At 68.0% G+C, this 25,906-nt stretch carries 27 protein-coding genes; 13 read left to right on the top strand and 14 right to left on the bottom strand.

Going from position 1 to position 25,906, the window contains the following annotated elements; all coding sequences use genetic code 11:
• Positions 1–294: 294 nt before the first annotated feature.
• Positions 295–1,065, bottom strand: coding sequence for a GntR family transcriptional regulator (locus ABIB54_RS06135; RefSeq protein ID WP_354574619.1), 771 nt, complete (start codon positions 1,063–1,065; stop codon positions 295–297).
• Positions 1,066–1,115: 50 nt separating this feature from the next.
• The gene (locus ABIB54_RS06130) at positions 1,116–1,952 is read right to left on the bottom strand and encodes an exodeoxyribonuclease III (RefSeq protein ID WP_354574618.1); all 837 of its coding nucleotides are present in this window, start codon (positions 1,950–1,952) and stop codon (positions 1,116–1,118) included.
• 82 nt (positions 1,953–2,034) lie between these two features.
• On the opposite strand from ABIB54_RS06130, the gene pyrE reads away from it, so the two are divergent.
• Together pyrE and ABIB54_RS06120 are read left to right on the top strand one after the other, a co-directional pair.
• Positions 2,035–2,586 carry an orotate phosphoribosyltransferase gene (gene pyrE, locus ABIB54_RS06125; RefSeq protein ID WP_354574617.1) on the top strand — a complete coding sequence of 184 codons (552 nt, stop codon included), beginning with the start codon at positions 2,035–2,037 and terminating at the stop codon, positions 2,584–2,586.
• Positions 2,587–2,597: 11 nt separating this feature from the next.
• Positions 2,598–3,785, top strand: a complete 1,188-nt coding sequence (locus ABIB54_RS06120) for a hypothetical protein (protein WP_354574616.1) — start codon at positions 2,598–2,600, stop codon at positions 3,783–3,785.
• A 62-nt stretch (positions 3,786–3,847) separates the two neighbouring features.
• Here the strand turns inward: ABIB54_RS06120 and ABIB54_RS06115 are convergent, their stop codons facing one another.
• Complete coding sequence (locus ABIB54_RS06115; RefSeq protein ID WP_354574615.1) at positions 3,848–4,648, bottom strand: HAD-IIA family hydrolase; 801 nt, start codon at positions 4,646–4,648, stop codon at positions 3,848–3,850.
• 77 nt (positions 4,649–4,725) lie between these two features.
• On the opposite strand from ABIB54_RS06115, the gene ABIB54_RS06110 reads away from it, so the two are divergent.
• On the top strand, positions 4,726–5,646 hold the full coding sequence (locus ABIB54_RS06110) for an AEC family transporter (protein WP_354574614.1): 921 nt from the start codon (positions 4,726–4,728) through the stop codon (positions 5,644–5,646).
• A gap of 45 nt (positions 5,647–5,691) precedes the next feature.
• Here ABIB54_RS06110 and ABIB54_RS06105 read toward each other — a convergent pair whose 3' ends face one another.
• Positions 5,692–6,900, bottom strand: a complete 1,209-nt coding sequence (locus ABIB54_RS06105; protein ID WP_354574613.1) for an FAD-binding domain-containing protein — start codon at positions 6,898–6,900, stop codon at positions 5,692–5,694.
• A gap of 409 nt (positions 6,901–7,309) precedes the next feature.
• Here ABIB54_RS06105 and ABIB54_RS06100 point away from each other — a divergent pair, with 409 nt between their 5' ends.
• The gene (locus tag ABIB54_RS06100) at positions 7,310–7,945 is read left to right on the top strand and encodes a TrmH family RNA methyltransferase (RefSeq protein ID WP_354574612.1); all 636 of its coding nucleotides are present in this window, start codon (positions 7,310–7,312) and stop codon (positions 7,943–7,945) included.
• 55 nt (positions 7,946–8,000) lie between these two features.
• On the opposite strand, the gene ABIB54_RS06095 is transcribed toward ABIB54_RS06100, so the two are convergent.
• From ABIB54_RS06095 to ABIB54_RS06085, 3 genes are read right to left on the bottom strand one after another with little or no spacing between them, the layout of a single operon-like run.
• Positions 8,001–9,899, bottom strand: coding sequence for a YhgE/Pip family protein (locus ABIB54_RS06095; protein WP_354574611.1), 1,899 nt, complete (start codon positions 9,897–9,899; stop codon positions 8,001–8,003).
• Entirely contained in the window at positions 9,896–10,603 is a 708-nt protein-coding gene (locus tag ABIB54_RS06090) for a hypothetical protein (protein ID WP_354574610.1), read from the bottom strand. Before ABIB54_RS06090 ends, ABIB54_RS06095 begins: the two co-directional genes overlap by 4 nt.
• The gene (locus tag ABIB54_RS06085) at positions 10,600–11,283 is read right to left on the bottom strand and encodes a TetR/AcrR family transcriptional regulator (protein ID WP_354574609.1); all 684 of its coding nucleotides are present in this window, start codon (positions 11,281–11,283) and stop codon (positions 10,600–10,602) included. Before ABIB54_RS06085 ends, ABIB54_RS06090 begins: the two co-directional genes overlap by 4 nt.
• A gap of 55 nt (positions 11,284–11,338) precedes the next feature.
• On the opposite strand from ABIB54_RS06085, the gene ABIB54_RS06080 reads away from it, so the two are divergent.
• The 3 genes from ABIB54_RS06080 to ABIB54_RS06070 all read left to right on the top strand — a co-directional run bounded on the left by ABIB54_RS06080 (position 11,339) and on the right by ABIB54_RS06070 (position 13,907).
• Positions 11,339–11,809: an Ig-like domain-containing protein gene (locus ABIB54_RS06080; protein ID WP_354574608.1), complete on the top strand. Its 471-nt coding sequence runs from the start codon at positions 11,339–11,341 to the stop codon at positions 11,807–11,809.
• 55 nt (positions 11,810–11,864) lie between these two features.
• Positions 11,865–13,151: an adenylosuccinate synthase gene (locus ABIB54_RS06075; protein ID WP_354574607.1), complete on the top strand. Its 1,287-nt coding sequence runs from the start codon at positions 11,865–11,867 to the stop codon at positions 13,149–13,151.
• A gap of 69 nt (positions 13,152–13,220) precedes the next feature.
• Positions 13,221–13,907, top strand: a complete 687-nt coding sequence (locus tag ABIB54_RS06070; protein WP_354574606.1) for an SGNH/GDSL hydrolase family protein — start codon at positions 13,221–13,223, stop codon at positions 13,905–13,907.
• Between the two features lie 24 nt (positions 13,908–13,931).
• Here the strand turns inward: ABIB54_RS06070 and ABIB54_RS06065 are convergent, their stop codons facing one another.
• A complete protein-coding gene (locus tag ABIB54_RS06065) occupies positions 13,932–14,540 on the bottom strand; it encodes a maleylpyruvate isomerase family mycothiol-dependent enzyme (protein ID WP_354574605.1) in 609 nt (202 codons plus the stop codon).
• A gap of 72 nt (positions 14,541–14,612) precedes the next feature.
• Here ABIB54_RS06065 and ABIB54_RS06060 point away from each other — a divergent pair, with 72 nt between their 5' ends.
• Genes ABIB54_RS06060 through ABIB54_RS06045 form a run of 4 tightly spaced genes read left to right on the top strand, consistent with a single transcriptional unit; the run spans position 14,613 to position 17,008 of the window.
• Positions 14,613–15,260, top strand: coding sequence for a GNAT family N-acetyltransferase (locus ABIB54_RS06060; protein ID WP_354574604.1), 648 nt, complete (start codon positions 14,613–14,615; stop codon positions 15,258–15,260).
• Between the two features lie 46 nt (positions 15,261–15,306).
• Positions 15,307–15,726 (top strand): organic hydroperoxide resistance protein, encoded by a 420-nt coding sequence (locus ABIB54_RS06055; protein ID WP_354574603.1) that lies wholly within the window; start codon positions 15,307–15,309, stop codon positions 15,724–15,726.
• A 47-nt stretch (positions 15,727–15,773) separates the two neighbouring features.
• Positions 15,774–16,094, top strand: a complete 321-nt coding sequence (locus ABIB54_RS06050; protein ID WP_354574602.1) for a chorismate mutase — start codon at positions 15,774–15,776, stop codon at positions 16,092–16,094.
• The gene (locus tag ABIB54_RS06045; RefSeq protein ID WP_354574601.1) at positions 16,091–17,008 is read left to right on the top strand and encodes an SDR family NAD(P)-dependent oxidoreductase; all 918 of its coding nucleotides are present in this window, start codon (positions 16,091–16,093) and stop codon (positions 17,006–17,008) included. The genes ABIB54_RS06050 and ABIB54_RS06045 overlap by 4 nt, the downstream gene beginning before the upstream one ends.
• 420 nt (positions 17,009–17,428) lie before the next feature.
• Here ABIB54_RS06045 and ABIB54_RS06040 read toward each other — a convergent pair whose 3' ends face one another.
• The 3 genes from ABIB54_RS06040 to ABIB54_RS06030 form a co-directional block, all read right to left on the bottom strand.
• Positions 17,429–18,355 (bottom strand): hypothetical protein, encoded by a 927-nt coding sequence (locus ABIB54_RS06040; RefSeq protein WP_354574600.1) that lies wholly within the window; start codon positions 18,353–18,355, stop codon positions 17,429–17,431.
• 485 nt (positions 18,356–18,840) lie between these two features.
• Complete coding sequence (gene purL, locus ABIB54_RS06035; protein ID WP_354574599.1) at positions 18,841–21,144, bottom strand: phosphoribosylformylglycinamidine synthase subunit PurL; 2,304 nt, start codon at positions 21,142–21,144, stop codon at positions 18,841–18,843.
• A gap of 68 nt (positions 21,145–21,212) precedes the next feature.
• Positions 21,213–21,590 carry a hypothetical protein gene (locus ABIB54_RS06030; protein WP_354574598.1) on the bottom strand — a complete coding sequence of 126 codons (378 nt, stop codon included), beginning with the start codon at positions 21,588–21,590 and terminating at the stop codon, positions 21,213–21,215.
• 97 nt (positions 21,591–21,687) lie between these two features.
• Here ABIB54_RS06030 and ABIB54_RS06025 point away from each other — a divergent pair, with 97 nt between their 5' ends.
• A complete protein-coding gene (locus tag ABIB54_RS06025) occupies positions 21,688–22,848 on the top strand; it encodes a mechanosensitive ion channel family protein (RefSeq protein WP_354574597.1) in 1,161 nt (386 codons plus the stop codon).
• Between the two features lie 23 nt (positions 22,849–22,871).
• Here ABIB54_RS06025 and purQ read toward each other — a convergent pair whose 3' ends face one another.
• Positions 22,872–23,570, bottom strand: a complete 699-nt coding sequence (purQ, locus tag ABIB54_RS06020) for a phosphoribosylformylglycinamidine synthase subunit PurQ (RefSeq protein WP_354574596.1) — start codon at positions 23,568–23,570, stop codon at positions 22,872–22,874.
• Positions 23,567–23,827, bottom strand: coding sequence for a phosphoribosylformylglycinamidine synthase subunit PurS (gene purS / locus ABIB54_RS06015; protein ID WP_354574595.1), 261 nt, complete (start codon positions 23,825–23,827; stop codon positions 23,567–23,569). The genes purQ and purS overlap by 4 nt, the downstream gene beginning before the upstream one ends.
• Before the next feature lie 114 nt (positions 23,828–23,941).
• Here purS and ABIB54_RS06010 point away from each other — a divergent pair, with 114 nt between their 5' ends.
• Positions 23,942–25,069, top strand: coding sequence for an AI-2E family transporter (locus ABIB54_RS06010; protein ID WP_354574594.1), 1,128 nt, complete (start codon positions 23,942–23,944; stop codon positions 25,067–25,069).
• On the opposite strand, the gene ABIB54_RS06005 is transcribed toward ABIB54_RS06010, so the two are convergent.
• Positions 25,055–25,819 carry an SGNH/GDSL hydrolase family protein gene (locus ABIB54_RS06005; RefSeq protein WP_354574675.1) on the bottom strand — a complete coding sequence of 255 codons (765 nt, stop codon included), beginning with the start codon at positions 25,817–25,819 and terminating at the stop codon, positions 25,055–25,057. The two genes, ABIB54_RS06010 and ABIB54_RS06005, sit on opposite strands and share 15 nt — an antisense overlap.
• Positions 25,820–25,906: the final 87 nt, after the last annotated feature.

Below are 25,906 nucleotides of genomic sequence, written 5' to 3'. Positions count from 1 at the left end.
TGTCATCGGCGCAGAATAGTTGCACAGGATGGGCGGGGCGACGCACGAGGCGTGCGTGGCATCGGCGGCCCCCGGATGCACGTCAGCGGACTGGCCATTCGGGCGACCAGTCCGCTGGATCGCCTGGGTAAGGGGCGACGTGACTAGAATTCCGGCGTCATCACTCGATTCGGGTAACACATCGAGTGGAAATTCCAGACGCAGAAATCGTTTCCGCACTTTCATGCGTAGGAATAGGTTAGCAGTATATTGGTCCTCCGAAAGGAGGACAGAACCCCCCGTTCGGGGACCGCGTCAGAGTTCGGTTTCCGCCTCGGCCTCGAGCGCCGCTGTCGGAACGCTGATCAGTCCGAGCATCCGCAGAGCGCCCTGGGCCGCTGCGCGGTCGTGGTCGCGGGCGGCCGCGATGAGCAGCTGCTGGGACTCGCTCAGCGCTCGGAAGTCGAGATAGTCGGGCAGGTAGAGGCTGCCGAGCTGGATGAGGTGCACCACGGAGTTGATGCCGCGCACGAGCGAGGGATTCTGGGAGAGTCCGACCAGGTGATCGAAGAACTTGGCGTTCGCCATAGCGATCTTCTGCGGCACGAGCTCGGCGAAGTGCTCGCGCACGAGTTGCGGATTCGCCCGCAGTTCGGCCAGCCGCTTCGGGTCGAGCGCCCAGCTCACGTGCTCGAGGAAGAGCTCGTGGTCGGCGCGCATGGCGGCCACCACCTCCGGCGTCACGAGAGGGATGACCTCGTTGACGAGGGCGCTGTAGAGCGCGACCCAGACGACCATGGCATCCGCGGTCTGCTTCGGGGTCACGAGCGCGACACGCGTGAACCGGCTGGCGGAAGCCTCGATGATCCCGATATCGCGAAGGCGCTGAAGTGCCTCGCGCACGGGGGTTCGCGAAACCCCGAGCTGCTCGGCGAGCTCCGAATCGCTGATGCGCTGCCCCGGCAACAGGCGGCCCTCGTGCACCGACGTCAGCACCCGGTCGAACACGAGGTTGACCACCGGGCTTGTCGCGAAGGACGACTTGTCTGCGCCGTCGGCGGACCTGGAGGTTCGGATGTCACTCACTCTCCGACCCTACCGGGCCTGTCGTTCCGCATCGGGTAGCAACCCCGGACTCAGAAGATCATCGGCCGATCCTCGTCTTCCTCGACGGCGATGTCGAGGTCAACGACCACCGGCACATGGTCGCTGGGACCGTCGCCCTTGCGCTCGTCGCGATGAATGCTCGCCGCCGTCACCAGCTGGGCGAAGGGGGCGGAACCCATGATGAAGTCGATGCGCATTCCCTCGTTGCGGGGGAAGCGCAGCTGCTGGTAGTCCCAGTAGGTGAAGCCCTCCGGCACCCGAGGGCGCACGACATCCGAGAGTCCGATCGTCTCGAATTCGGCGAAGGCGGCACGCTCGGGGGTCGAGGTGTGGGTGCTGGTGGCGAAGTCCCAGGTCGGCCAGACATCGGAATCGAGAGGGGCGATGTTCCAATCACCCATGAGCGCGAGCGGAGTGTCCGGATGCCCGGCGAGCCAGGCGGTCGTGTCGGAGGCGAGTTTCGCCAGCCAGTCCAGCTTGTAGGCGAGGTGCGGGTCGTCGAGGCTTCGTCCGTTGGGCACGTAGAGACTCCAGAGGCGCACCCCCTCAACGGTCACGGCCATGGCTCTGGCTTCCAGCGGCGGCGCCCCCTCGACCTCGGTCTTGCTGAAGCCGGGGGCGGAGGGGAACCCGATCTGCACATCGTCCATGGGCAGCCGGCTGGCGAAGGCGACACCATTCCACTGGTTGAGCCCGTGCAACTGCACCTCGTAGCCCGCCTCCTCGAAGAGCTCGAAGGGAAACTGGCTCTCCTTGCATTTAATTTCCTGCATACCGAGCACGTCGATGTCTTCACGCCCCAGCCAGTCGACCACTCGGGCGGCTCGCGTACGGATGGAGTTAACGTTCCAGGTGGCAACACGCATGGGCCCACTTTAATCGTTGGGGCGCGTGCCGCTCGGACCAGGAGAGGGGCCCCGCCGGAAACTGCCCAGTAGAATCGGGGCCGTGACCGACGCCAGACAGCAGCTCATCGACTACATCTCCGAGGGAGCCGTGTTCCACGGCGATTTCACGCTCACGAGCGGCAAGAAAGCCACCTACTACGTGGATCTGCGCAAGGTGAGCCTCGACCACCGCGTCGCGCCCCTGATCGGCCAGGTCATGCTCGACCTGATCGCGGATATCGCGGAGGTCTCCGCCGTCGGCGGCATGACGATGGGGGCCGACCCGATCGCCGCCGCGGTGTTGCATCAGGGGGCCGCCCGCGGGCTCTCGTACGACGCCTTCGTCGTGCGCAAAGAGCCCAAGGATCATGGGCGCGGCCGCCAGGTGGAGGGACCGGACCTCGCGGGCAAGCGCGTGATCGTGCTCGAGGACACCTCGACGACCGGCGGATCCCCCCTCGCCGCCATCGAGGCGCTGAAGAAGGTGGGGGCGGAGATCGCCGGCGTAGCCGTCGTCGTCGACCGCGACACGGGTGCCCGTGAGGTCATCGAGGCCGCCGGGTATCCCTATTTCGCTGCGATCGGTCTCGCCGACCTCGGACTCTCGAAGTAGCGAATCGCACGATGGCCGCTGGCGACGACACCGGAGAGGGCACCGGGAAGAACACCGGACCGCACCCGATCACCTCTCCCTTCGACTGGGGTCTCGGCAGCGCGAGTGTGCCGGATGCCACGACCGGCAGGCCGACGCCGGTGCCTGACTCGCCCGCGCCCGCCGCACCAACCCCGGCGGTGCCTGACTCGCCCGCGCCCGCCGCACCAACCCCGGCGGTGCCTGACTCGCCCGCGCCCGCCGCACCAACCCCGGCGGTGCCGCCCGTGCTCTCGCCCGCCGAGCCCGTCACCGAAGTGATTCCGGCGGAACCGGTGTCGGCGGCATCCGCGTGGTCCCGTCCCCCGGAACCGTACTTCAGCTCTGACTCAGACGACGACGTCGACCCGACGACGCCGATCGACTCCCTGTTCGGCGAGACGAAGTTCAAGGACTACGAGGGGGAGCCTCTCGTCGGTGCGATACCGGGGAGGCTCAATCCCTTCGCCGCATCGCCCGCCGCCGCCGGCCCGTTTGCCGGCTTCGGGTCCTCGGCATCCGCCGAAGGCCCATCCGCCGAGGGTCCTCTCGCCGAAGGTGGGGGCCCGCCGAGCCGATCCGCTGTGCGCGAGTCGCGCGCACCTTTCTCCCGCAACCAGAAGCTGCTGTTCTGGGTCGCGGGGGGAGTGATCGCCCTTCTCGTGCTCGCACTCCTCTTCGTGATCGGCACGAAGATCGCGCCGGCTCCAGCGCCGGTCGCGGCCGCGAAGAGCGCGGCGCCGGTGGTCTCGCCATCGGCATCCCCCAGCGCGACAGCGGCGACGGGCGGTCCGGCGGCCGTCGGGGTGCACCTGTGGAGCGACCTGCGCGGAGGCGAGTGTGTCGACCCCTACTCCACCCCCTTCGAACTGCGCTTCACCGTGGTGGACTGCGCGGCTCCGCATGCGGCACAGATGGTGTTCCGCGGTACCTTCCCGGGGGATGCGACAGTGGCCTACCCCGGGCTCGATTCCCTGCAGTCGCAGATCAACCTGCTCTGCACCGCTGCGGGAGTGATCGACCTCGCGACAGCGGGGGCATACAACGACATCCAGTTCCAGGCCTCGTATGCGGCGACCGCGGCGGAGTGGACGAAGGGGCAGCACGACTACTTCTGCTTCGTCAACCGTTCCGGCGGGGAGCCCATCGCCGGCAGCGTCGCTGGCACCCCCGCGAAGTAGCAGCCACCCGGCCACTCCGCCACGGAGCAGCCACCCGGCCCCGGAACAGTCCCAGCGGCGAGTCAGATCTCGTCGGACTCGATCGGGCCCGGCTCGAGCAGGTCCGCAACGCTGTTGAGGATCTCGTCGGGCCGGAACGGGTACTTGTCGATCTCGTTCTGATCGCTGATGCCGGTGAGCACGAGGATGGTGTGCAGCCCGGCCTCGATGCCGGCGACGATGTCGGTATCCATGCGGTCGCCGATCATGCCCGTGTTCTCGGAATGCGCGCCGATCTTGTTCATCGCCGAGCGGAACATCATCGGGTTCGGCTTGCCGACCACGTACGGCTCCTTGCCGGTGGCCTTGGTGATGAGCGCGGCGACCGCCCCGGTGGCAGGCAGGGGTCCGTCGGCGCTCGGGCCGGTGGCATCCGGATTCGTCACGATGAAGCGGGACCCGGCCACGATGAGACGGATGGCCTTGGTGATCGCCTCGAAGGAGTAGTTGCGGGTCTCGCCGATCACGACGTAGTCGGGTGAGGTCTCGGTCATGATGAAGCCGGCCTCGTGCAGCGCCGTGGTGATTCCCGCCTCACCGATGACGAAGGCCGAACCGCCGGGCGCCTGCGACGCGAGAAAATCGGCGGTGGCGAGGGCGGAGGTCCAGATGCGGTCCTCGGGAACGTCGAGGCCGGATGCCTTCAGCCGCGCACTCAGGTCCCGCGGGGTGAAGATGGAGTTGTTCGTGAGCACGAGATAGGGCTTGCCCTGGTCGCGCCACTGCTCGAGCAGAGCGGATGCTCCGGGTACGGGATGATTCTCATGGACGAGCACACCATCCATGTCAGTGAGCCAGCACTCGATGTCGCCTCGGTCTGTCATGCGCCCATAGTACCCAGCACGGATAACCTTCACGTGGCGCGGCTGTGTGCCGTGCGGGCGGCCGACAGGAGTGGATGATGACCGGAGTACTCGTCGGTTTCGCCATCATCGGGTTCATCATCGCGGTCGGCTACCTGGTCGGCCGACTGGGGATCCTCGGCCCGAATGCCGGTTATGTGCTCAACCGGATCGTGTTCTTCGTGCTCTCGCCCTGCCTGCTCTTCACCGTGCTCGAGTCGGCGAAGGTCTCGGTCTTGTTCTCCTCCCTTCTGGTGGTGTCGCTCGTCGCGGCACTGGTTGCTTTTGCCGCGTACACGGCGATCGCGCGCTTCGTCTGGCGCCGCGACGTACCGGAGATGGTCGTCGGGGCCCTGGGTGCCGGTTACGTGAACGCCAACAACATCGGCATCCCGGTGGCCGTGTACGTGCTGGGCAGCGCCGCCTATTCCGTCCCGGTCGTGCTGCTGCAACTGCTCATCTTCGCGCCGGTCGCGCTGACGATCCTCGATGTGACCACCACCGGGCGGGTGTCGGTCTGGCGGGTGCTGCTGAAGCCGATCAGCAATCCGCTCATCATCGGATCCGTGCTCGGGGTGGTGCTGGCGGTCACGGGATGGCATCCGCCGGACGCGGTGCTGGGGCCCTTCGAGTTGCTGGGCGGCGCTGCGGTGCCGGTCGTGCTTCTCGCATTCGGGATGTCTCTGCACGGGCAGAAGTTGCTCCGGCCGGGCAGCGGGCGGCGGGACGTGCTCGTGGCATCCGCGATCAAGCTGGTCGGGATGCCCGTTGCGGCCTGGATATTCGGCCGTTTCGTGTTCGGCGTGCACGGGCATCCGCTGTTCGTGGTGGTGGCGCTCGCCGCGCTTCCCGCCGCCCAGAACGTGTTCAACTACGCCTCGCGCTACAGCCGGGGGGAGATCATCGCCCGCGATACGGTGCTCATCACGACGATCGGATCGATCCCGGTGCTCGTGGTGGTTGCGGCCCTGCTGGGGTGACGGGGACCGATCTCCCGGTCGGGCCCGCAATCCGCAGCCGCGGGTTTACAGACCCTGCTGTCGCAGCAGCCCGGGAATCTGCTCGCGAAAGGGGAAGAAGCCCCGCGCCGCCTGCGGCCAGGCGAGGGTATCCCAGCGTCGCCGGACCGACGTGAGTGCTACGCCCTCTGACGCCAGCGCAGCCCGGAGCGCCGGCATCCGATCCTGCACCGGGCCCACCGGAGCATACGGCACGACCACGGCATCGAGGCCTTCGGATGCCGCCCACTCGAGCACCGTCGACGAGAAGGCGTCCTGCAGCACCCGACCGGGTCGTTCGAAGAGACTCGACGCCCGCGTGACCCCGTCCTCGAGCGCGGACGCCGTGAATCGACGAAGGGCGTGCGATGCGCCCAGCGGCGATCGGGCATCCGGATCTGCGTATCCGGCGACCGCTACGAGCCGTTGGGGGGCGAGTCCCGGATGCTCGTCGAGCAGGCTCACCGCGTCAAGATCCTCCTCGTGCAGCAGCAGCCCGACGCGCCCGTCGAAGCCGGCGGACTCCACCGGCGGGATGCCCTCGGGGGACGGAAGCGGATCCTCCACGAGCGCCCGGGCAGATGTCGCAAGCCCCTGGGGCGAGAACTGCCCGTCGGTGTAGCGAGCGATGTTCGACGCCGTCGCGAGATAGGTCTTGCCCGCGGTCTGGAGCCCCGCGACCCAGCGCCAGGAGAGCGTGTTCGACGCGGCATCCCCGTCGAGAAGGTGCCGATAGAAGAAGTCCGCGCCGAGCTGCCAGGGCAGGCCAAGGGTGAAGATCCAGATGCTCGCGAACCACATGCGGGTGTGGTTGTGCAGGTACCCGGTGTCGAGGAGTTCGTGCACCCAGGCATCCATCGCATCGATGCCGGTGCGCCCGGCGATGGCTGCTTCGTAGTCGGCGGACGGGTAGTCGCCGGAGAGCTCGAGTTCTGCCAGGTCACGGCGATACCGCCGCCACACCTCGGGACGCTGTTCGAGCCATCCCTTCCAGTAGGTGCGCCAGAAGACCTCCTGCACGAATTTCTCGCACGAGCCGAGCGGATGCCGCTGCAGCACGGCCGCGACCACCTCGCGCTCGGTCACGAGCCTGTGGCGGAGGTAGGGGGAGAGGCCTGAGACGTTGGTGCGGGAGGGCCCACTGTCGTGGTTACGGTCGCGCGCATAATCGCGTCCGGCACGAGGGACGAAATTGGCTAGGACCTCGAGTCCCGCGGCTCGGGTGGGCGTGAACATCGCTCCCATCATCCATCGTCTGTCAGGAGAGTTGCTGTGGACTGCTGCGCGAGAAGGGACCCCGGCCGTTGTCTCGGTCGGAACGGTGACGGCTGCGAACACTCGCGCTCGAGACCGGCCGCGCAGAGGCGGTTTCGCGCGGCCCTGCCCGTCGCGTCGCGCCCTGCGCGTCGCGCCCTGCGCGTCTCTCTCTGCGCGGATCGAGTCGGGGGTAAGTGTGGGTCAGCCACGCGTGAAGCCGCAATTTCCCCCGACTCGACATTCGGCGAACGGGGAACCGGGCGCGAACGAGCCGGGTGCGCACCATCAACCGCGCCCACACCGGCGAGTGGTATGCCGAGTCGCATTGCCCCCCACCGACATCTCCCCAACGACAATCGCGGTGCAGGATCCCGGCTACCCTGACGGAGTGACATCCCCAGAGCCGAACCCGAGCGTCGAGCTCACCACTAACGGTGTCGGACCGTGGCAGGGTGCGCTGCCCACCGAGCCGTTCTACGATCCGGAGCTGCTCGAGAAGGGCGACTCACGCAACGTCGTCGACCGCTACCGCTACTGGACGATGGAGGCGATCGTCGCGGATCTCGACGAGTCGCGGCATCCGTTCCATGTGGCGATCGAGAATTGGCAGCACGACATGAACATCGGCTCGATCGTGCGCAGCGCGAACGCGTTCGGGGCCGACACCGTGCACATCATCGGCCGCAAGCGGTGGAACAAGCGCGGCGCCATGGTGACCGACCGCTACCAGCACGTGATCTACCACCCGGATGTCGCGGACTTCGCCGGCTGGGCCGCGGATGCCGCACTCCCGATCATCGCCATCGACAACGTGCCCGGCTCGGTGATCATCGAGACGTTCTCGTTCGCTCCTGCCTGCATCCTGCTGTTCGGGCAGGAGGGGCCGGGGCTCAGCGCGGAAGCGATCGCCGCCGCGTCGCACATCGTGGAGATCAGCCAGTTCGGATCCACCCGCAGCCTCAACGCCTCCGCTGCGGCCGCGGTGGCCATGCACGCGTGGGTCACGCAGCACGCCACCTTCTGAGGCTGTCCGGCCCGAGGCTGCTCGGCCCGGGGCACGCCTCCGTCTCCGGGTCGGCTCACGCCCCGATCGGTGACTGGCGCAGCTCCCGCAGGATGCGGAACCGCCCCTGGCGCATCGCGCCGAGCACCGAGACCACGAGCGAGCCGACCAGCCAGAGCACGAGGGGCAGGATGGATGACCAGACGCTCGAGCTCAGCCCGCCGTACATGAGTTGGCGGATGCCATCCACCGCATGACTCATCGGCAGTGCCTGGTGCAGCGCGGCGAGCGGACCGGGAAGGGTCTGCCACGGGAAGGTTCCGCCGGCGGTCACCAGTTGCACCACCATGAAGACCAGCGCGAGGAACTGCCCGACGCTGCCGAGCAACACATTGAGGGCGAGCACGATCGCGGCGAAGGTCATCGCCACGAAGGCCATGAAGGCGACGAGGCCCGCCGGATTCGCCACGGGCAGGTGAAGGGCGAGGGTCACCAGCGCGAAGAGCGCGACCATCTGCACGACCCCGAGCATTGCGGGTGTGAGCCACCCGGCAAGAGTGGTGCGGATCGGGCGGCGCACCGCCGTCAGGGCCCGGCGTGAGAGCGGTCGCACCAGCAGGAAGAGCGCGTAGATGCCGATCCACGAGGCCAGGGCGAGGAAGAAGGGTGCGAGCCCGGCTCCGTAGTTGGCCGCCTGCGTGATCGCACTCTGTTTTACCGCGAGCGGGTTGGCGATGAGATCCGCTGTCGCCTGGCGACCGGCGGCGGTGGTGACGGGAACCTTGGTAACGGCGTCGGAGAGCGAGCTCTCGAGCGTCGCCGATCCGGTCGCCAGTTCGGCCGTGCCACTGCCGAGAGCGGATGCCCCGCTCGCCAGCTCCGCCGCTCCGCTCGAGAGACTCGCGGCTCCGGTCGCGGCCGAATGAACCGCGGAGGAGAGGGCCGGGGCGGAGGCCTTCAAGGCGGCGGCACCCGCCGAGACCTGCGCCGCCCCGGCGGCGAGTGTGCCGAGACTCGTCGAGAGCGACGAGGTTCCCGCGCCGATCTGCGCGGTCGCGCCGGAGACCCCGGCAAGCTGGGCGTCGATTGTCGCGGCGACGGCCGGATCGACTCCGGCCGTCGTGAGCTCGGCGGCCACCTGGGATCGAGTGCCCGCGGCGAGGGTCGCCACCTGGGTCGCCTTGCCAGCGAGCGTCGCGCTGCCGGAGGAGGCTGCCGCGGCCCCTGACGACACGCTCGACGCGCCGCTGCTGAGTCGAGTGGTCGAGGACGGCAGGCTGGAGGACTTCGCGTCAAGCCGGGAGATCCCGCTCGAGAGCGACGCCGCTCCGCTGGCGAGGGTGGAGCTGCCGGAGCCGAGAGACGCCGCCCCGGTCGCGGCCGAGGTCGCGCCATCCGCCAGCGTTTTCGCCCCGTCGTCGGCTTTCACCAGGCCGTCACGGAGGTCGCCCACCGCGGCGAGCAGGGTGAGGGATGCCTCCGCGCCGACCTCTTTGGCGATCTCCACCCGCACGGCCTCGGCGGCCTGCTTGGCGATGGTCGTGGAGAGGTAGCTGTTCGTGTCATCGGTGGTGACCGTCAGCTCCGCGGACCGCGGGCTGTCACCGGATGCGGAGGAGAGCCGGGAGGAGAAGTCGGACGGGAAGGTGACGCCGAAGTCGTAGCTGCCGTCCTTCACGCCCCCGGCCGCCTGCGCTGCGGTCACCTCGACCCAGCCGAACTTCTCGTCTGTCAGCAAGGATTTCGCGGCCTTCTCGCCGTAGTTGGTCGCCGTGCCGTCGACGGTGGTTCCGGTGTCCTGCACGACGAGCGCGGCGGGCACCTTGTCGAGGCTCGAATACGGGTCCTGGTTGCCCCAGAGGTAGAGGCCACCGTAGACCAGCGGCACCGTCATCAGGGCGATGAGGGATGCGATGCCGATGCGGCTGGAGGTGAGACGCGCGAATTCGGCGCGGATGAGAGGGGAGATCTTCACGACAGGTCGCTTTCCGGGGAATCCGTGGGGGAGGGCAGGAAGGGCTCTGCTTCCGCTTCTTCTGTTACTGGTTGGGGCGGGGCTTCCGGCGCTGCGCCGTCTCGCGCCCCGAGGTCGATGAGGATCTGCGAGGTGGCGTAGTCGGTGACGATGGCCACGGTCACGCCGCGCTCGGCAAGGGCCACCAGGTGCGCGAACCACTCGGCGGGTGCGCCGCCGTGACGCTCCGGCGAAGTGACGATGATGCCGTCGACTCCCGCACGCAGCACGGCCAGCTCGCTGAAGAGGCGGATGCGGTCGGCCGGGGGCAGCGCCCGCACCGGGAGGGAGGCGAAGTCGGCCAGCCCGTGGTCGGTGAGAAAGCCGCGCACCGCCCGCCCGGAGGTGCGCAGACCGGCGAAGGAGAACTCCTCGGCGACGATGGTCGCGAGGGCGATGCCGGCGCTCGGCTCGGCGACGATCGGGGTGTCGACGAGGGCCGTCCGGCGACGAAGCTGGTCGGCATCCTCCTTTCCGTCGACGAGCACTCGCCCGGAGTCGCAGCGCACCCGACCGGCAAGGAGCATCGACACCAGCATCGGGCGTTCATCAGTCTGCACGGCAATGACGACGGGCACCGGTCCGTCGACGATCAGGTCGAGAGCGGGCAGCGAAGCACCGAGTCCGCGCCCGATGGCGGCCTGTCGCAGTTCTACGCGCATCACTCTGGCACCGTCTCTGTTTCTCGATCGGATTCGATGTCTGGCTCGGTGGCTGCGGGCCAGGCGAGCTCCGGCCGCCCGTCGATGAAGGTACCGGCTTCGCGCCAGCCGAGGCCGACCACGGCGAGGGTCATGAGCATGGCGAGGCGGTCGCCCTCCTGCGCGCCGAGGGGATGCTCCGTCGAGTCTTCGAGCACGACGAGTGCGGTGTCTTCCACCAGCCGGGCGAGGCGCCCGACCGCGAGGTCTGTGCGCATCGAGCCATCCGCCTGTCCCTCGGCGATCGCGGCGCGCACGTTCGCCCGGATCGCACCGAGCGTCGCGGCGGTGTGGGCCGCGAGCGGGCCACGAACGGCGACCAGCGCCATCACGCGAACGCTCTCCACCTCGCGCCAGAGGTTCGAGGCGATCAGGGCGAGGCGCACGAGGGGATCGGGATGGGTCACCGACTCCAGCGCGGTCGCCACCCGGCGCGCGCCGGTGGTCACTATCTCCAGCAGCAGCTCCTCACGATTGGCGAAATGCCCGTAGACCGATCGTCGGCTGAGGCCGGCTTGCGCGGCCACTGCCTCGAGCGAGGCGGAGGGATCGTGGTTGAAGACGAGGCGTGCCGCGGCGAGAAGGGACTCGCGATTCTCGGCGGCATCACGGCGCGGTGCGCGCGACGGAGAGGGGGTGGACATGGCTCCAGTGTAATAACTTGCACAACACTGTGCAAGTTATTGGACGACACCCGCATTGTCCACTTCCCCGCCCGGGGAGGTTGATTCTGCTCGACGCCTCACCCGGGTCGGGGAATACCCGGCAGGCAAGGCCGTGAGCTTCGCGCTGCTCGGCAACGACGTGGGAACCGGCCTCACGGTCACAGCCTTCGCGAAGCCCCCGCACGGCACGATGGCGATCACCGCCGACGGCACCGCCACCTTCACACCCGACGTCGGCTGGTGGGGCCTCGAAACGCTGAGCTACACGACGACGGATGCCGCGGGAAGCACCGCGACCGCCGCGATCACGATCACGGTGACGCCGACCATCGGGCTCGCCTTCACCGGCTCGACCAAGACCCATGCCGCGAAGATCGGTCTCGCCTACACGGGCCTCGCGTTCACCGGGGCCGACCCCTGGTCGATGGTGGCCATCGGCGTGCTGCTGCTCATGCTCGGTGTCATGATCGCGATCGTCGGGCGACGCAACCGCACGAACCCCTGAAATCGCATGGATTGGTAGACTTGGGGCTCATCCCCGTTTGACGTAAGGATCCGCCATGCCCGCGATTGTCTTGATCGGCGCCCAGTGGGGCGATGAGGGCAAGGGTAAGGCCACCGACCTCCTCGGCCCCCGTGTCGACTATGTCGTCAAATTCAACGGCGGCAACAACGCCGGCCACACCGTGGTCGTCGGTGACGAGAAGTACGCGTTGCACCTGCTGCCCTCCGGAATCCTGAGCCCCGGGGTCGTCCCGGTGATCGCCAACGGTGTCGTCGTCGACATCGAGGTTCTCTTCCACGAGCTCGAAGCGCTCACCGCGCGAGGGGTGGATGTCTCGCGCCTCCTCGTCTCGGCGAACGCTCACGTCATCACGCAGTACCACCGCACGCTCGACAAGGTGACCGAGCGCTTCCTCGGCAAGCGGATGATCGGAACAACAGGGCGCGGCATCGGACCGGCCTACGCCGACAAGATCAACCGGGTGGGCATCCGCATCCAGGACCTGTTCGACGAGAACATCCTGCGCCAGAAGGTGGAGGGTGCACTCGATCAGAAGAACCACCTGCTCGTGAAGATCTACAACCGTCGCGCGATCGGCGCAGAGGAGGTCGTGGCCGACCTGCTCTCCTATGTCGACAGGCTGCGCCCGATGGTCTCCGACACGAGCCTCGTGCTCAACCAGGCCCTCGACGACGGGAAGACCGTCTTGTTCGAGGGAGGCCAGGCCACCATGCTCGACGTCGATCACGGCACCTATCCCTTCGTCACCTCCTCCAACGCGACCAGCGGCGGCGCTGCTACCGGATCCGGCGTCGCACCGAACCGCTTGGAGCGGGTCATCGCTGTCGTGAAGGCGTACACGACCCGGGTGGGCTCCGGGCCGTTCCCCACCGAACTGCACGACGAATCCGGCGAGTTCCTCCGCTCGAAGGGCTTCGAATGGGGAACGACCACGGGTCGCCCACGGCGCTGTGGATGGTACGACGCCCCCGTCGCCCGCTATGCGGCACGCATCAACGGGGTGACCGACTTCGTGCTCACCAAACTCGACGTGCTGACCGGGCTCGAGAGCATCCCGGTGTGCGTCGCCTACGACATCGACGGAGTGCGCGTCGACGAGGTGCCGGTGTCCCAGTCGGACTTCCACCACGCGGTGCCGATCTACGAGGAACTGCCCGGCTGGACCGAGGACATCACGGGCGCCCGCACATTCGACGACCTGCCGAAGAATGCGCGCGACTATGTGCTCGCAGTCGAGAAGATGAGTGGTGCACGCATTTCCGCCATCGGAGTCGGCCCCGACCGTGAGGCCATCGTGGTTCGGCACGACCTCCTGGGCTGACCGGTGACCGAGGCGGCGACGATCCAACGGCCACCGCTGGGCCGGAGTGTGATCCGTGCGTGCCTCCGTGTGGTCCGCCCGCTCATCGCCTTCAACTACGTGGCCGGCGCGCCGACCCAGATGGCCGCTGGCGTGCCGGACGACGCCCCGCACGGGCTCATCGAAGGTCCGCGCCCGCTCCACATTCTCGTCGTCGGAGGGCTAAGTGGCTCTTCCGTCGGCGTGCGCAGCTACGAACTCGGCGTTGCGCACCAGTTCGCCAAAAACCTCGCGAAGGCGACCGGTCGCGGGGTCGAATGGGAGAGCATCGCCACCGCTCGGCCGCGCCTCGCTTCGACCTCGGCCACGATCCACGCACTCGACGGGCTGGGGAGTTTCGATTTCGTTGTGCTCTCGCCGGGCACGATGGACGTGCTCTCCTTCTCCTCTGTGCGACTGTGGCGTCTCGAGCTCGAGCGCCTGATCGCCTTCCTGGCCGAAAAGACTTCGCCGCGTGCCCTGGTGCTGGTGACCGAAATCCCTCGCGTTTCGGGCTACGTGCAGGTCGGGCGCCTGGCGAGCCGCATCCTCGACGACGACGCCGTGCGGTTCACCGCCATCGCGGAAGCCGCGTGTGCCCGCTCGTCGAAGACCCACCTGGTGGCCATGCCCGCGATCGAGAAATCGGACTTCGTCGACGGTGCCTTCAGCTACCCGGGGCTCTATCGCCGCTGGGGCGCATTTCTGGCGTCCGTTGCCTCGCAGCACCTGCGCTGACGACCCGACCCGTAGGTTCCTCGCTCAGACGACGCTGAAGTACTCCGGCAGAGCACTGCGACCGGTGAGCGCGAGGAGCACGTCCTCACCCGATCCGCGCCGGGTGGCCACCGCAGCCGCGAGCTTCACGGCATCCTCCACCGCGGCCTCGGGCAGGCCATGGGGGATACCGGATGCCCGGGAGAGGTCGATCGTGTGGACCACGAGCTCGAACACGCGCGTTCGCAGGTACTCGGGCAGGCGGATTCCCATCCCCCCGATCGACACGATGCGATTCGACGGCTGGGATTCGATCGCCGCACCGACCCGCGCCAATGCCGCGGAGACCTGCGCAACCGGATTCTCACCCAGCCACTCGCCGGCCTCGACTCCCCGGGCGGCGACGGCCGCGTCATCCGTGAAGGTGAGGTAGGCGGAGGTGTAATACGCCTCGGCCGTGGCAATGGTCACGTCGCCCGGCTCGTCCTGGAGCAGGTAGTTCTCCACGGTGAGGATGGCGCGGGCGGTATGTCCGGCGAGGCTGCGCACCGTCCATGCTCCGAGTCCTGGCGCGGACCACTGGTCGTCCCGCACCTCACCGAGCAGACGCACGAACGCATCGGCGGAACCGAGAAAGAGTGCGGTGTTGATCACGCCTGCAATTATTCACCTACGCGGAGCCGTCACGGCCGCGCCGGGCGGGCACCTCCTGCCAGACTGTGTGGTGTGACTGCGACCCGTCCTGTGCCCAGCGTGATCGGCGGACGATTCGTTCGTCTCGAACCTCTGCGCCGGGAGCATCTGCCCGCACTGTTCCTGGCGATTGGGCATCCGGTTGTCTTCGCCGGGGGATACGGCGGCGGTCTGGCCGGATACCGCGACACCGAGGCGGGTTTCACCGAGTGGGCGGAGAGCTACTTCCGCTGGGACGACTGCAATCCCTACGCCGTGTTCCTCGTCGGCGGACCTCACGACGGTGAGCTCGTCGGCACCACGACCCTCGCCGATTTCGAGCCCCTGCGTGAAGCCACCCATATCGGCTGGACCGCGTACGACCCGCGCGTCTGGGGCACCGCCGTGAACGCGGAAGCGAAGCTGCTGCTGCTCGGACTGGCCTTCGATCACGGCTTCGGTCGCGTCAAGATCCAGGCGGATGCTCTCAACGAACGGTCCCGCGCCGCGATCGCTGGCATCGGCGCCACCTTCGAAGGCATCGTGCGCCGGGACCTTCCGCGGGCGGACGGAAGCTGGCGCGACAGCGCGGTCTTCTCGATCATCCTGGATGACTGGCCCCGCGTGCGCTCCGGGCTCGAGCAGCGCCTGGAGGGCCACGGCGACCGCCCAGTGCTCTTCCGCACTCGCTCCACCACGTAGGGGCCGCACTCGGCCAACGCCCAGACGGGGATGGTCGGCTTGCCCCATGGAAATCTCTTACACCGCCATCGCCCATGCCACCGGAGGCGGCCGCGACGGCCACGTCCGCTCGGAGGACGACCGTCTCGACTTCGACACGCGTCCGCCGAAGGAACTCGGCGGCAGCGGTGAGGGCACCAACCCGGAGCAACTCTTCGCGGCGGGATTCTCCGCCTGCTTCCTCAGCGCCCTCCACGTCGTGGGGCGTTCGCTGGAGCTCGACACCTCCGACTCCTCGGTCTCGGCGAGCGTCGGCATCGGCAGCAACGGGGAAGGCGGATTCGGCCTCGCCGTGGAGCTCGACATCTACACCCCGCACGTGCCTGCGGACCGCCAGCAGGAACTCGCGGATGCCGCCCACCGCGTCTGCCCGTACTCCAACGCCACCCGAGGCAACATCGAGGTGACTCTGACGTTGGTCGCGTAGCGCCTGCGAGCGCGCACATCGCGACTCACGCCCGGTAGCCTCGAAACATGCCCGACTCTCTCGATTCCGCCGCCCAACTCCTGAGCCTCCGTCAGAGCATCGACAATGTCGATGCCGCCCTCGTGCACCTCCTCGCCGAGCGTTTCAAGTTCACCCAGCAGGTGGGGCGCCTCAAGGCGTCCAGCGGTCTGCCGGCGGCCGACCCGAGCCGGGAACTGGAGCAGATCACCAAGCTGAAGGCGCTGGCATCCGAGTCGCACCTCGACCCCGCGTTCGGCGAGAAGTTCCTCAACTTCATCATCGCGGAGGTCATCCACCAGCACGAGCAGATCGCCAGCACCGGCACGATCGCCACGCACTCCGAATGAGCTGGGATCCGCGGTCCATCCCCTCACAGGCCGGCAAGACCTTCGTCGTGACCGGGGGCAACGCCGGAATCGGCTACTTCATCAGTGAACAGCTCGCGGCAGCCGGCGGGCACGTCATCATCGCGTGCCGCAGCGCTGCCAAGGCGGATGCCGCCATCGCCGCAATCCACGCGCGCACCCCCGAGGCGCAGCTCGAGCACGTGGCGCTCGACCTCTCCTCCTACGCCTCGGTGCGTTCCGCCGCGGCAGCACTGACGGGACGCCGCATCGACGCGATCATCGAGAACGCCGGCTCGATCATGCCAAGCAAGAAGCGAGAGACCACCGTGGACGGCAACGAGGTGATGTTCGGCACCAACCACCTCGGGCATTTCCTGCTCACCGCACTGCTCTACCCCACCCTCGCGGCGACCCCCGGCGCACGCGTGGTGACCATGGGGAGCGGTGCGACCCGCCTGACCACAGCGCACCTCACCGACCTCCAGAGCTCTTCCTCCTTTGCGCCGTTCGCGGCCTACGGCCAGTCCAAGCACGCGACCCAGTCCTTCGGGTTCGAGCTCGACCGCCGGCTGCGCGCCGCCCGCGGATCCGTCACCTCGCTCGTGGCGCATCCGGGCAGCGGCATCGACGGCCTCAGCCCGCTCCGTGCCGGCGTGACGAATCCCTCGGCGGGCGGCCGCCTGTTCGCCCGGGTCTTCCCCTTCATCGGCGGCGGAAAGGACCGGGCGGCCTGGTCCGCTGTTCGTGCGGCGACCGATCCGGATGCCGTCGGCGGCCAGTACTGGGGCCCGCGTGGCGGGTTCAGCGGCCCTCCCGTGCTGCAGAAGCCCGTCGCATCCAGCAGCAACGCGGCCTTCGGGGCAGCCCTCTGGACCGCGTCGGAGAAGCTCGTCGGGCAGACGTTCGGGGTCTAGGAGCTCGGCGGGGCTGGCCCTGATCCCCGGGGGTGATCCGTCGCAAACTGTCGTCTGGGCGGGGGTTGCCAGCGGTGTGTGACGGTTCGCCTGTGGCGCCCTTCTGTGCCGTCGGCCTGGCTTCCCGCCCCCGGCGGTGATCCGTCACGAACTGTCGTCTGGGCGGGGGTTGCGAGCGGTTAGTGGCGGTTCGCCTGTGGTGCCGTGGTGCTGCGGAGGCCGCCGGGCTGGCCCTGATCCCCGGCGGTGATCCGTCGCAAACTGTCGTCTGGGCGGAGGTTGCCAGCGGTTGGTGACGGTTCGCCCGCACCACCCTGCTGTGCCGTCGACCTAGCTCTCCGCCCCCGGCGGTGATCCGTCAAGAACGGTCGCTTGACCCGGCGCTGCCGACGATGTGTGACGGTTCGGCTGCCGTCCCACTCACCCCGCCCACCCGGCCGCCTCCAGCGCCGTGCGTACCTTGTCGAGCAGGGTTGCGCGCTGCCGCATCAGGCTCTTGTTGACGCGGATCACCCGCCACTTTTCCTCCATGAAGGCGTCGAGGCGGGCGATGTCGATGTGGAATTGGCGCTCGTCCGCGCGATGCTGCCCGCCGTCGTACTCGAGCAGCACCCGATACTTCTGGTACCCCAGGTCGCCGAGCCCGATCACCACGCCGAAACTGTTGCAGATCACGAGATTCACCTCCGGCTCCGGCAGCCCTGCCCGCACGATCAGGAGACGCAGGATGGTCTCGCGCGCCGAGTCGGTTCGGCACCGAATCTCGGGCAACGCTCGACGAAGCAGGTGAGCTCCGCGCCTGGCGCCCCATCCGGCAACCGCGGCGGTGAGCTCCGAAAGGCTCGCCAGCGGGGCCTGCCGGCTCACTAGTCCGTCGCCCATGATGATCAGCTCATCGAGGGAGAGCTCGGCAGCAAGGTGGCACCAGGTCTCGACCGGATCGCTCACCCGAAGACCGCTCGGAAGGGTGCGGGTGCGCGCGCTCGGCAACTGTTCATGGCCGCGCACGCCGCGAAGCCGCGGCGCTCGGCGTGGCGACGGAACCGAGACATCGAGCGATGTCGGCACCCGGCCCTCGGGCAGCCGCAAGCCGAGCAGCACCGCGGCAGTCCAGTGACTGAAGTACTGGTCGGGCGGCATCCGGGTGGCGTACGCGGCGGCGAGATCGGCGACGTCCGCGGCGAGGCTTCGAGACATCCGGATGCCATGGAATGGCCGCCGGAGGTCGCCGCCTCGAAGCCGTCCAGCTCCGACACCGAGTTCTGCGGCCTCCCCGACGGTGAACGGTCGAGAGGCGAGGGCCGGAGGGAGCGGATGATTGCGGCGCATCCGACCACGGTGCGCCATGCCGCTCCACTCTAGGCTCGGGTCACGGAGATCGGGGGATAGTCGCCCCAGTGGCTACCGGTGGAGGAGGAGCCTCGCCGCCGGCCAGTCGTCGCAAATGGTCCCGAAGTCATAGGCTCCCGACGATTTGTGCCGGGTCGACCACGCTTCGGGGAGAGGCGAAGTCCTCCGGAGGGACCGATCCGTCGCAAACGGTCCCGAGGGCATCGGCTGCCGACGATTTGTGCCGGGTCGGCGGAGCTCCGGGTCTGGGGAGCTCCCCACGAGGGACCGATCCTTCGCAAACGGTCCCGAGGGCATCGGCTGCCGACGATATGTGCCGGGTCGGCGGAGCTCCGGGTCTGGGGAACTCCGGGTCTGGGGAGCTCCGCACGAGGTGGCCCTCCGTCAGGAACTGTCGCATAGCCAGGGGCAGCCAGCCGTTACCGACGGGTCGGCGCAGTACCCGCCGACCGGTAAGACCCCCGGGAGGAAACCCGCGCCCGTCAGTACCCGACGACCGGCCCGAAGTGCTCCGGGAGGGTGCCGCGGTGCGTGGCGCGCAACTCGTCGAGGGTGAGAGCGAACTGGTCCTGCACCTCGAGGCCCGTGCCATCCGTCACTCCGACGCGCAGTGCGGGCACGCCGCGGCCCTCACAGAGACCGATGAAGCGCACGTCGTCTTCGCGCGGAACCGAGACGATCGCCCGGGCGCCCGACTCGCTGAAGAATGCGGCGGTCGCGTCGACGCCGTCGCGCTCCATGAGTTCGGTGATCCACAGCCGGGCGCCGACACCGAAGCGCAGCACGGACTCCGAGACGGCCTGGATGAGGCCCCCGTCGGAGAGGTCGTGCGCGGACGCGATGATGTTCTGCTCCGAACCCGACTTGATGAGCCCGGCCAGCGCCTGCTCCGCGGCGAAATCGACGATCGGGGGGTGGCCGCCGAGGTGGGAATGGATGACTCCCGCCCACGCCGACCCGTCGAGCTCGTCACGCGTGGTGCCGAGCAGGTAGATGTTGTTGCCCTCGTCCTGCCAGCCGCTCGGGATGCGGTCGGCGACGTCGTCGATAACGCCGAGCACCGCCACGACCGGAGTCGGGTGGATCGGCACGTCCCCGGTCTGGTTGTAGAACGAGACGTTGCCGCCCGTGACGGGGATCTCGAGCTCGAGGCATCCGTCGGCCAGTCCCTCGACGGCCTTGGAGAACTGCCACATCACCTCGGGGTTCTCCGGGGAACCGAAGTTGAGGCAGTCGGAGACGGCCACCGGGGTCGCACCGGTGACGGCCACGTTGCGGAAGGCCTCCGCCAGGGCGAGCTGCGCACCCTGGTAGGGGTCGAGGTAGGCATAGCGACCGTTGGCATCGGTTGCGACGGCGAATCCGAGGCCGGTCTCCTCGTCGACGCGCACCATGCCGCCGTCGTCCGGGAACGACAGTGCCGTGTTGCCCATCACGTAGCGGTCGTACTGGTTGGTGATCCAGTCCTTCGAGGCGAGGTTGCCGCTGCCGAGCAGGGCGATCGCCTGTTCGCGAAGCTCGGTGGGGGATGCGGCGCGCCGCAGCGAGGATGCGGAATCGGCCTGAAGCGCATCGATCCAGGTCGGGTAGGCGACCGGGCGTTCGTACACCGGACCGTCGACGGCGACCGTGCGTGGCAGCACATTGACAATCTCTTCGCCGTGCCAGTTGATGATGAGGCGCCCGGTATCGGTGACCTCACCGAGCACGGAGGTCTCCACATCCCACTTCGCGGTGACCGCGAGTAATCCCTCCAGTTTCTCGGGCGTCACGATCGCCATCATGCGTTCCTGCGACTCCGACATGAGGATCTCCTCGGCGGTCAGCGTCGGATCCCGAAGCAGCACCTTCTCGAGCTCGATGAACATTCCGCCGTCGCCGTTGGAGGCGAGCTCCGAGGTCGCGCAGCTGATGCCGGCGGCACCGAGGTCCTGGATGCCCTCGACGAGTTCCTGCTGGAACAGTTCGAGGCAGCACTCGATGAGCACCTTCTCGGCGAAGGGGTCGCCCACCTGCACGGCGGGACGCTTGGTCGGACCGCCCGCGGAAAATGAATCGGAGGCCAGGATGGATGCCCCGCCGATGCCGTCCCCGCCGGTGCGGGCTCCGAACAGCACGACCTTGTTGCCGACGCCCCGCGCATTCGCGAGGTGCAGGTCTTCATGGCGCAGTACGCCGACGGCAAGAGCGTTCACGAGCGGATTGGCCTGGTAGACGGAGTCGAACCAGGTCTCGCCACCGATGTTGGGGAGTCCGAGGCAGTTGCCGTAGAACGAGATGCCCGCGACGACACCGTGCACGACGCGGGCGGTGTCGGGGTCGTCGATCGCACCGAAGCGCAGGGCATCCATCACCGCGACCGGTCGGGCGCCCATCGAGATGATGTCGCGCACGATTCCGCCGACGCCGGTGGCCGCGCCCTGGAACGGCTCGATGTACGACGGATGGTTGTGGCTCTCGATCTTGAAGGTCACGGCCCAGCCCTGGCCGACATCCACGACGCCCGCGTTCTCGCCCATGCCCACCATGAGGTTCTCGCGCATCTTCGGTGTCGTCTTGTCACCGAACTGACGCAGGTACATCTTCGAGGACTTGTAGGAACAGTGCTCGCTCCACATGACCGAGTACATGGCGAGTTCACCGCTCGTGGGCCGGCGGCCGAGGATCTCACGGATGCTCGCGTACTCGTCGGGCTTGAGGCCGAGGGCCGCGTAGGGCTGCTCCCTGTCGGGGGTGGCTGCGGCGTTCGACACAGTGTCGGGGAGGGAAACTGGTGGGGTGCTCACGGGCGCTAAGACTCCTGGATCGAGGGCGTGCCGGAAGCCCCAATTCTACCGGCGCCGAGCCTCGTGATTCAGCGCGGGAGCAGCCGGCTGAGGAATGCCTTCTTTCGGGAGTAGCCGTTGCCCTCGAGGAAGGTGAAGAGCGGGTCCGTGAGGCGGCTGGTGGGGTACGGGTGGCTGAGCACCGGCGCGGCCGCGGCCCCTGTCGCGGAGACCCCGCCAGCGGTGCTGTGCTCGGTGAACGTGTAGGTGCTCTTCTTCTCATCGAGCTGGACTCTGACGCGATAGTCCAGGTCCACAGCGCCCGCGTCGCCGAAATCCTCGAACACGGCACGCCTGACATCCCAGGTTCCGATGATCGTCTCGCCCTGCACGTCGAAGCGGTAGGGCTCCTCCGGGTCGTTGAGAGCGGTGACGAGGCGCAGGAGGATGGTGAGGCTGGTTGCCATCCGCTCACCATAAAGGCACGCGCTCATCGGTGGCAGCCCCCACTCGCGGGTGATTCCCGCCGCAGCCGTGCAGCAAAAACCGCCTACTCTTGGCGTCATGTCGGACTGGAAATCGTGGATCGGACTCGGCATCGCCGTGGTCATCGCCCTCGTCGCCGTGCTCGTGGTGGTGGTGGTCACTTCGATAGCCGCGCGGCTCACCGCTCGCCGCGAGAGCTGGGCGCGAGCGCTCATCCTGCGGGCCCGGATGCCGTATCGGGTATTCCTGCTCGTGGTCGCGCTCTGGATCGCCGTCCACTTCACCCTGCCGGTGGCGGTGCCGCTCAGCACCGTCGACCACGGATTCCTCATGGGCACGATCGCCGCGGGCACCTGGCTCACGGCGGCCCTGGTCAGCTTCGGACTCGGCCTCGCAACCGGCAGGTATCGCACGGATGTCGCGGACAACAAGCGCGCCCGTCGCGCCCAGACCCAGATCGCCATCGTGCGCCGACTGGCAAGCGTGATCATCGTGATCATCGGAATCGCGTCGATCCTGCTCACTTTCCCCGGGGTGCAGGCGGTCGGGGCGAGCGTCCTCGCCTCCGCCGGTGTCGTGTCGATCGTCGCCGGCCTCGCTGCGCAATCGACTCTCGCCAACGTGTTCGCCGGAATCCAGCTCGCATTCAGCGATGCCATCAGGGTGGACGACGTGGTGATCGCCGAAGCCGAATGGGGGCGGATCGAGGAGATCACGCTCACCTATGTCGTCGTCCACATCTGGGACGATCGGCGCCTCGTGCTCCCTTCCACCTACTTCACCAACGCCCCGTTCGAGAACTGGACGAGACACTCCAGCGAGCTCCTCGGCTCGATCGAGTTCGACGTCGACTGGCAGGCGAGCCCGTCAGAGATGCGCGAACGGCTCGATGCCATCCTGGCCGAGTCGCCACTCTGGGACGGTCGCACCGGGGTGCTGCAGGTGACCGATGCCGTCGGTGGCTGTGTGCGCTTCCGCGTCCTGGTGTCGGCGGTCGACGCCCCCACCCTTTTCGATCTCCGCTGCCATGTGCGCGAACAGCTGGTGCAGTGGCTGCACGAGACGGATGTCGCGGCACTGCCCCGCACTCGGATCCAGTCCGTCGACCCGGCGTCCCGTTCGACGGAGAAGTCCCCGTCGACCGAGCCGATCGGACTCTTCACCGGAACCCGGGAGGCCGAGGAGCGGGCGAGCCAGTTCACCGGAACGATGCCGGTCATTGATCCGGAGCGCACCTGACGGGCCGCCTCGCCGGCAACGACTCAGGCCGAGATGAGTGCCGCGATCGCGCTCGTGAACACGGTGAGCCCGTCGGTTCCGTTGCGCATCGCGAGAGCGGTATCGGGGCCGAATCCCTCTTCGGTCGCATGCTCCGGATGCGGCATGAGGCCAACGACGTTGCCGCGGGCGTTCGTGATGCCGGCGATGTCGTCGAGTGAGCCGTTGGGGTTGACGTCGAGGTAGCGGAAGACCACCCGTCCCTCACCTTCCAGCCGCGCGATGGTCTCGGCGTCGGCGATGAAGCCGCCTTCCCCGTTCTTCAAGGGGATGGTGATCTCGGCGCCGGATTCGAATTCATTGGTCCAGGCTGTGGAGGTGTTCTCGACCCGCAGCTTCTGGTCGCGGCAGATGAAGCTGCCGTGGTCGTTGCGGATCAGCCCACCCTCGAGCAGGTGCGCCTCGGCGAGCATCTGGAACCCGTTGCAGATGCCGAGCACCGGCATCCCCTTGCCCGCCGCATCGATGACCTCCGCCATGATCGGCGAGAGGGAGGCGATGGCACCGCAGCGCAGGTAGTCGCCATAGCTGAAGCCACCCGGCAAGACGATCGCGTCGACGCCCTCGAGCGAGTGGGAGCCGTGCCAGAGGGCGACAGGGGTGGCCCCGGCCAGTCGCACGGCGCGCTGGGCATCCCGGTCGTCGAGGGAACCGGGGAAGGTGATGACGCCGATGCTGGTCATGACGCGGCGGACGTGGAATCGACGGTGATCGAGACGACGTCTTCGATGACGGAGTTGGAGAACATGTCGTTCGCCAGTTGAGTGACCTCGGCGAGCACCTCATCCGTGACCTCGTCAACAGTCACTTCGAAACGCTTGCCGATGCGCACGCCCGCGATGCCGGACGTGCCGAGGCGATGAAGAGCACCGGCGACGGCCTTGCCCTGAGGGTCGAGAAGCTCGGGCTTCGGCATGACCTCGACGACGATTACGGGCACAAGTCACTCCAGGAGTTCGCCTATGGGTGGATGCTCCGAGTCTACCGGAGTGCATGCCGGGACCTTCCGCGCAAGCCCCACGCCGGATCGGCGGGCCATCGGTACGCTCGAAGCATGTTCACCAAGAAGCCCCTCACCGTGCCCGTGCCCAATCTGCGCACCTCGTCAGCGGTCTGGAGTGACACCTTCGGTCGCCTCGCCCAGCGTTGCGGCCAGGCGCTGCTCGTGCTGTCGATCGTGGTGATCATCGTCTATGCGGCAACCCGGCTGCAGCTCGTGGTGGTGCCGGTGCTTCTCGCCCTGATCGTGGCATCCGCGTTCCGACCGGTGGTGCGACTGCTCGAGAAGCACATGCCTCGGGTGCTCGCCGCGATCATCTCGCTGCTTGCCGGCGTGATCGTGTTCGGCGGGGTGATCACGATCGCGGTCTTCCAGGTGCAGTCGCAGTTCTCCACGCTGCAGAAGTCGGTGAGCTCCGGCATCAACACCGTCGCCGATTTCGTGCAGAACGGTCCCCTCAATATCGGCGCGAAACAGATCAGCGATGTGCAGAAGACCCTGGTCGATTTCGTCACGAGTGCGCAGTTCGGGTCCGGAGCGCTCGCCGGGGTGTCGACCGCCGCCGAGCTTCTTACCGGCGCAGTGCTCACGGTGATCGTGCTCTTCTATTTCATGAAGGACGGGCCGATGATCTGGGCCTTCCTCATCACGCCGTTCCAGCCCGTGATGCATGCCAAGCTGCGCCGGGCCGGGAACAGCGCGGTGGAGACCCTCGGGGGCTATGTGCGGGGGACCGCGATCATCGCGCTCGTCGACTCCGTGTTCATCGGGGTCGCCATGCTGATCCTGCAGGTGCCGTTGGCGATCCCGCTGGCGATCCTCGTGTTCATCGGTGCGTTCATCCCGCTCGTCGGTGCGACGGCAACGGGCATCATCGCCGCCCTCGTCACCCTCGTGACGAACGGGCTCACTGCCGCGATCGTGGTCGCGATCGTCGTTATCGCCGTGCAGCAGGTCGAAGGCAACTTCCTCTCCCCGTTCGTGATGGGAAAATCGCTCAAGTTGCATGGCCTTGTCGTGCTGCTGGCACTCACCGCAGGAACGATCCTCGGCGGAATCTTCGGCACCCTGATCGCGGTACCCGCGGCCGCGGTAGCGTGGGCGGTCATCAAGCGCTGGAACGATCCCATCACTCCGGTGCCCGGTGTCGACACGTCCAAGCGGGCCTCAGCCGCGGCGTGAGTGGTCGCGCCGCAGCGGCGCGAGCAGGCTGAGCGGCACGGAGTCGAGCACGAACTCCGCCCACTCCCGGTACCCGGAGGGGCCGGGGTGAAAGAGGTCCGATGCCCAGAACGTCGGGGTGTACGGCGGCGGTTTCGGCAGGGCGAATACCCGGTCGAGGCCGCGCACGGCCGCGCGCGCCGCGTCGTCGAGGCTCGCCGCGTGCAGGGCGAGGTTCCAGCGCAGGGGGCTCTGGAGGCTGCGGAAGCGGTCGAACCGAGGCATCAGCGAGACCAGGAGCAGGGCATCCGGATTCGCGGCGCGGAGCCGGCGCACGATCTCGCGCACATCCCGGCCGAAGGCGCGGCGGGAGCGCAGGCCGAGCGCGTCATTGGCTCCGATGGTGAGAAAGACCACGTCGAAGGTCGCCGCAGTGGCGTCGTCGATGAAGCGCTCGAGGATGTCGCGGGAGGTCGCTCCGTTCTCGCCGATGGCCGTCCAACTGGTTCCGCGGTCGAAGCGGTCACCGAATTCGTGGGCGAGAGTACCCGGCAGTGCCTCGCTCTGGCTGTCGGCGCCGACCCCGGCCGCCGTCGAGTCGCCGAGCACGAGAAGACGGATCAGGTCGGCACCCGGCAGCGATCCGCTCCAGGGGAGCGCCGCGTCCGGCAGGCGGGGGATGCTCGCACGCGCCCGTCGCGCCTGTACGAGCAGCACCGGCGCGAGCGGTATGGCGGCGGCCCGGCTCAGGAGGTTCGGGCGGAGATTCATCACTCCAGCGATTTTAGGCTGCGCTCGCCGGGCGAATTGCCAGCTTTCTTTTCGTCCCGGGTGCATCCGATCGGGTCATTGCGCCAG

The organism is Frigoribacterium sp. UYMn621 (genome assembly GCF_040549525.1).
GTDB lineage: Bacteria > Actinomycetota > Actinomycetes > Actinomycetales > Microbacteriaceae > Lacisediminihabitans.
The sequence above is the reverse complement of the archived record's forward strand: the minus strand, read 5'-3'. Positions and strand labels throughout refer to the sequence as shown.

What these genes read in the sequence shown, in the direction of transcription:
- ABIB54_RS06120 (WP_354574616.1), top strand. Translation starts at nt 2,598, where the DNA reads ATGGCCGCTGGCGACGACACCGGAGAGGGCACCGGGAAGAACACCGGA.
- ABIB54_RS06005 (WP_354574675.1), bottom strand. Translation starts at nt 25,819, where the DNA reads ATGAATCTCCGCCCGAACCTCCTGAGCCGGGCCGCCGCCATACCGCTC.
- ABIB54_RS06130 (WP_354574618.1), bottom strand. Translation starts at nt 1,952, where the DNA reads ATGCGTGTTGCCACCTGGAACGTTAACTCCATCCGTACGCGAGCCGCC.
- ABIB54_RS06085 (WP_354574609.1), bottom strand. Translation starts at nt 11,283, where the DNA reads ATGTCCACCCCCTCTCCGTCGCGCGCACCGCGCCGTGATGCCGCCGAG.
- purQ (WP_354574596.1), bottom strand. Translation starts at nt 23,570, where the DNA reads ATGACCAGCATCGGCGTCATCACCTTCCCCGGTTCCCTCGACGACCGG.
- ABIB54_RS06110 (WP_354574614.1), top strand. Translation starts at nt 4,726, where the DNA reads ATGACCGGAGTACTCGTCGGTTTCGCCATCATCGGGTTCATCATCGCG.
- ABIB54_RS06040 (WP_354574600.1), bottom strand. Translation starts at nt 18,355, where the DNA reads ATGGCGCACCGTGGTCGGATGCGCCGCAATCATCCGCTCCCTCCGGCC.
- ABIB54_RS06030 (WP_354574598.1), bottom strand. Translation starts at nt 21,590, where the DNA reads ATGGCAACCAGCCTCACCATCCTCCTGCGCCTCGTCACCGCTCTCAAC.
- ABIB54_RS06075 (WP_354574607.1), top strand. Translation starts at nt 11,865, where the DNA reads ATGCCCGCGATTGTCTTGATCGGCGCCCAGTGGGGCGATGAGGGCAAG.
- ABIB54_RS06115 (WP_354574615.1), bottom strand. Translation starts at nt 4,648, where the DNA reads ATGACAGACCGAGGCGACATCGAGTGCTGGCTCACTGACATGGATGGT.
- ABIB54_RS06055 (WP_354574603.1), top strand. Translation starts at nt 15,307, where the DNA reads ATGGAAATCTCTTACACCGCCATCGCCCATGCCACCGGAGGCGGCCGC.
- ABIB54_RS06045 (WP_354574601.1), top strand. Translation starts at nt 16,091, where the DNA reads ATGAGCTGGGATCCGCGGTCCATCCCCTCACAGGCCGGCAAGACCTTC.
- ABIB54_RS06010 (WP_354574594.1), top strand. Translation starts at nt 23,942, where the DNA reads ATGTTCACCAAGAAGCCCCTCACCGTGCCCGTGCCCAATCTGCGCACC.
- ABIB54_RS06105 (WP_354574613.1), bottom strand. Translation starts at nt 6,900, where the DNA reads ATGTTCACGCCCACCCGAGCCGCGGGACTCGAGGTCCTAGCCAATTTC.
- ABIB54_RS06050 (WP_354574602.1), top strand. Translation starts at nt 15,774, where the DNA reads ATGCCCGACTCTCTCGATTCCGCCGCCCAACTCCTGAGCCTCCGTCAG.
- ABIB54_RS06025 (WP_354574597.1), top strand. Translation starts at nt 21,688, where the DNA reads ATGTCGGACTGGAAATCGTGGATCGGACTCGGCATCGCCGTGGTCATC.